The following is a 4113-nucleotide window of genomic DNA, read 5'->3' as shown; positions in this document are numbered from 1 at the left end:
GGGGACCCGTCGCGGTCGGGCCGTGCGGCGGTGTCGGGCTCGTCGAACCGCGTGTGGGCAGCGCGGGGCGCCGTCCCCCTGTCGTTCATGTGTCTCCATCCGGTTCGGCGTGCGCCGGGCACACCGTACCCGTGTCTGCCTTGCCCCTATCCAGAGCGCTGCCGACCCGAATCGGTTGACGGCCCGACGACGATATTGCCGAGAGTCACTCCTTCGGACCAACGCGCGAGCTGTTCGCGGATCAAAGACTGTGCGCGCGGCAGGAAGGCCGACGAGCTGCCGCCGACGTGTGGGCTGATCAACACCCCGGGCGCGAAGCGCAGCGGATGGTCGGCGGGCAGCGGCTCGGGGTCGGTGACGTCGAGCGCGGCCCGGATCCGGCCCGAGGTGGTTTCGGCGAGCAGCGCCTTGGTGTCGACGACGGGGCCGCGCGCGACGTTGACCACGAGCGCGCCGTCGGACAGGCGGGCGAGGAAGTCGGCGTCGACGAGGCCGCGGGTGTCCTCGGTGAGCGGGACGGTCAGGATCACCACGTCGGCGCGTGGGAGTAGTTCGGGCAGTTCGGCGAGGGCGTGGATCGGTCCGTGCGCGCTCGCGCGAGCCGTGCGGGCGACGCGTACGACGTCCACCTCGAAGCCGGTCAGGCGCCGGTCCACGGCCTCGCCGATCGCGCCGTAGCCGACGATCAGGACGGTTTTGTCGGCGAGCGCGGGATAGAACCCGCTGCGCCATTCGCCCGCGTCCTGACCGCGCACGAACGAGGGGATGTCGCGCAGCGCCGCGAGGGTCAGGGTGATCGCGAGTTCGGCGGTGCTCGTCTCGTGGATCCCCCGTCCGTTGCACAGCGCGACGCCGTCGGGCAGGTACGGCAGCACGTGTTCGTAGCCCGCGGTCAGGCTCTGGATCGCCTTGAGCTCGGGCATATCCGCGATCCGGCGCAGCGGTTCGCGGTCGAACGTGTAGGGCAGGACGTAGAACTCGACCGCCGCGGCGGTCTCGGGCACCGGACCGTCGGCACCGACGTAGACGTCGACCCCGCCGAGCCCGGAGGGCAAGGGGGCGAGCTGTTCGAGGGGATAGGGGACCCAGATCCTGCCTGCGCTGACCATGGGCAGCACTCTAAATGTCGTGTCGGGATGCTCCGCTTCGGCCGGGATCGGCTTAGGGTCGGGGCATCCCGAGAAGGTGGTGTTCCCGGTGCGCACACGGCATCCGAAGGCTCGTTGGACCTCGCTCGTGCTCGCCGCGACGGTGGTGGGCGGGCTCACCGCGTGCAGTGACGACGGCAAGTCCCCCACGGCCGCGAAGTCCTCGGCCACGCACGCGGCCACGGCCGCCCCGACCGGCGCGGCCCGCAACGAACCGGCGGGCCCGACCGCGACCGACGTCAGGGACCCGGTGGTGGCGGGCGAACTGGCGCGCGGCCTGAACACGCCGTGGGGCCTGGCACCGCTGCCGGACAAGGACGCGCTGGTGTCCTCGCGCGACACCGGCGCGATCGTGCGGATCGGCCCCGGCACGCCGACGCCGACGACCGTCGGTACGGTCCCGGGTGCGGTGCACCGGGGCGAGGGCGGCCTGCTCGGCCTGGCGCTGTCCCCGAACTACGCGAACGACCACTTCCTGTACGCGTATCTGACCACTGCCGAGGACAACCGGATCGTGCGGATGACGTACCTGCCGGACCAACCCCTGGGACAACCCCAGGTGTTGCTGAGCGGGATCCCGGCCGGGTCGAACCACAACGGCGGCCGGATCGCGTTCGGCCCCGACGGCATGCTGTACGCGGGCACCGGCGAGGCCGGCGAGAAGCCGAACGCGCAGGACCCCGGCTCGCTCGGCGGCAAGATCCTGCGGGTGACCCCCGAGGGGAAGCCGGCTCCGGGCAACCCGTTCCCGAACTCGCCGGTGTGGAGCCTGGGCCACCGCAACGTGCAGGGTCTCGCGTGGGACTCGACCGGGCGGCTGTGGGCGAGCGAGTTCGGCCAGGACACGTGGGACGAGCTGAACCTGATCCGGTCCGGGGCGAACTACGGCTGGCCGGTGGTCGAGGGCAGCGGCAACGACCCCCGGTACGTGAACCCGGTCGCGCAGTGGGCGACCGACGACGCGTCGCCCAGTGGGATCGCGATTCTCGGCGACGTCGTGTATCTCGCGAGCCTCAAGGGCGAACGGCTGTGGCAGGCACCGATCGACGGCTCGACGGTGGCGCCGCCGAAGGCGTTCCTCCAGGGCAAGTACGGCCGGCTGCGGACGGTGGTGGCGGTGGCGCCCGGGGAGATGTGGTTGGTCACCAACGAGACGGACGGGCGAGGCAGTCCGCGCGAGGGGGACGATCGGGTTTTGCGGGTGGTCTTGAGCTGACGAGGGTGGGGGCGGCGGGGTCGAGCGGGGGCTCGGGGGCGGCGACGCTTTTGTGCTTGGTTGTGCTTGGTTGTGCTTGGTTGTGCTTGGTTGTGCTTCGTTGCGTTTGGTTGTGCTTCGTTGCGCTTGGTTGCTCTGTGTTGCGCTTGGTTGTGCTTTTGTTGTGCTTTGGTGGGGTTCGCTGGGGATCGTTGGGCTTCTTTCGGGGGTGGTGCTCAGCCGGCGGCGGCGTTGGCGAGGTCGGCCAGTTCGAACAGGGTGCCTTCGAAGTCGGGAATCAGGGTGTTGAAGACCACCCAGGCTTCGGGATTGGTGCCGATCCGGCGGGTGATCTCGGCGAGCGCGGGGCGGGGTGTGCTCGGCGCCCAGTGGTAGCTGTCGACGGAGACCAGGGCCCCGAATCCGTGGCGCGCGGGGTGCGCGAGCCGCGGTATCTCGGCGGGGTCGAGGTCGCCGGTGACCACGGCCGTGACGACCCAGGAGAACCACGTGTCCAGCGGCGCGGTGCTCAGGCGGTCGGTGGGTGGGCGGCGGTATTCGGGGAGGGCCGGCTCGCTGCGGGGGCGCCGGTTCCAGCGGGCGCGCAGCTCGCGCAGCGGTGTGGGGTCGTCGGCGGCGAACGCGGCCTCGGCGGTGGTGCGGACGGGGGCGGGGAACAGGGCCGCGTGGTTGCGCAGGATGTCGCTCGCGACGCCGGCGTCGGCGCGCTCCCACACGCTCAGCAGGATGTCGACGAGGTCGATCCGGCGCAGGCGCTTGGGCTTGCACAGCGGCAGCGCGTGGTCGACCAGGGCCGGGTCGCCGGACAGCGCGTACGACTCGTACTCCGCCGCGTACTCGGGCTGTTCCAGCAGCCGGACGCGCAGATCGGGGTGCATCGGTACGCGGGGCCGACCGGCGCGGCGGCCGGCGTAGATCTCGCGGCGCAGCGCGGTGGTGACGCCGGAGGAGTTGTCCACGAGCGCGAGGTCGAGCGCGTCGTCGCCGAGGTCCCGCAGGCGGGCACCGTACTCCTGGCCGACGTGCTGGTGCCGGGCGAGCGCGTCGAGGAGTACGGGGCTGCCGCTGCGCAACGCGGCCTCGGCGACGTTGGCGAGCGGCGGCACGTTGCCGGGCAACAGTGCGGCGGTGGTCGCGTCGTCGAGGAACGGGACGAGTTCGGTCAGCTCGTCGGCGTCGAGTCGCCGCAGCAGGAAGACCACGCAGGGGCGAACTCCGGCGGGGACACGAATCTCGCCCGGCTGCGGGCAGGGGGCGGTCGACGCAGCGGAGGCGTCGGGGGTGGCTCGGGCGGCGCTTGCCTCGGTGAGCAGTTCGGGGAGCGTGCCCGGGTGTCGGGCCAGCGTGCGGGCCAGGTGTGCCCAGGCGGCGGGGTCGGTCGCCAGGGTCGCCCGGACGACCGGACGGAGCAGGTCGTGGACCGGGGCCTCGCCCGTGCGGTAGGCGTGTTCGCGCGCGACGGTGGCCATCACCTGAGCCGAGACCAGTGCCGGCCGCACCCGCTCGAACACGTCTGCGGGGGCCAACACGCCGGCCACCGAGGCGTGTTCGATCTGCTCCAGCGCCTCGGCTCGGGTCACCGGCGCTGCGGGTGTGTGCAGCAGCCCGACCGGTCCCGGGCGCCTGGCGGTGTGCGCGAGTACGGGGTGGGCGCGGACGAGGGCGAGGGCTTGTTCGACGGTGACGCCGGGGCTGCGGAGTGCGGTGCGGGGGGCGGCCAGGGGGTCTTGGTGGGGCGTGGGGTCGGTG

Annotated in this window: 3 protein-coding genes; 1 reads left to right on the top strand and 2 read right to left on the bottom strand. The window is 72.3% G+C overall.

Translation table 11 applies throughout. From position 1 onward, the window contains the following. Nucleotides 1-146: 146 nt before the first annotated feature. On the bottom strand, nucleotides 147-1109 hold the full coding sequence (locus GT354_RS14175; RefSeq protein WP_161356667.1) for a 2-hydroxyacid dehydrogenase: 963 nt from the start codon (nucleotides 1107-1109) through the stop codon (nucleotides 147-149). Between the two features lie 88 nt (nucleotides 1110-1197). Here GT354_RS14175 and GT354_RS14170 point away from each other — a divergent pair, with 88 nt between their 5' ends. Beyond that, nucleotides 1198-2364 (top strand): PQQ-dependent sugar dehydrogenase, encoded by a 1167-nt coding sequence (locus GT354_RS14170; protein ID WP_346012024.1) that lies wholly within the window; start codon nucleotides 1198-1200, stop codon nucleotides 2362-2364. Between the two features lie 215 nt (nucleotides 2365-2579). Here GT354_RS14170 and GT354_RS14165 read toward each other — a convergent pair. Beyond that, nucleotides 2580-4113: hypothetical protein (locus GT354_RS14165; RefSeq protein ID WP_161356666.1), on the bottom strand; the 1534-nt coding region annotated here is incomplete at its 5' end.

The sequence above is a fragment of the Streptomyces sp. SID3343 genome (assembly GCF_009865215.1).
Taxonomy (GTDB): domain Bacteria; phylum Actinomycetota; class Actinomycetes; order Streptomycetales; family Streptomycetaceae; genus Embleya.
Note: the sequence above shows the minus strand (reverse complement) of the source record. Positions and strands in the feature narration are given on the sequence as shown.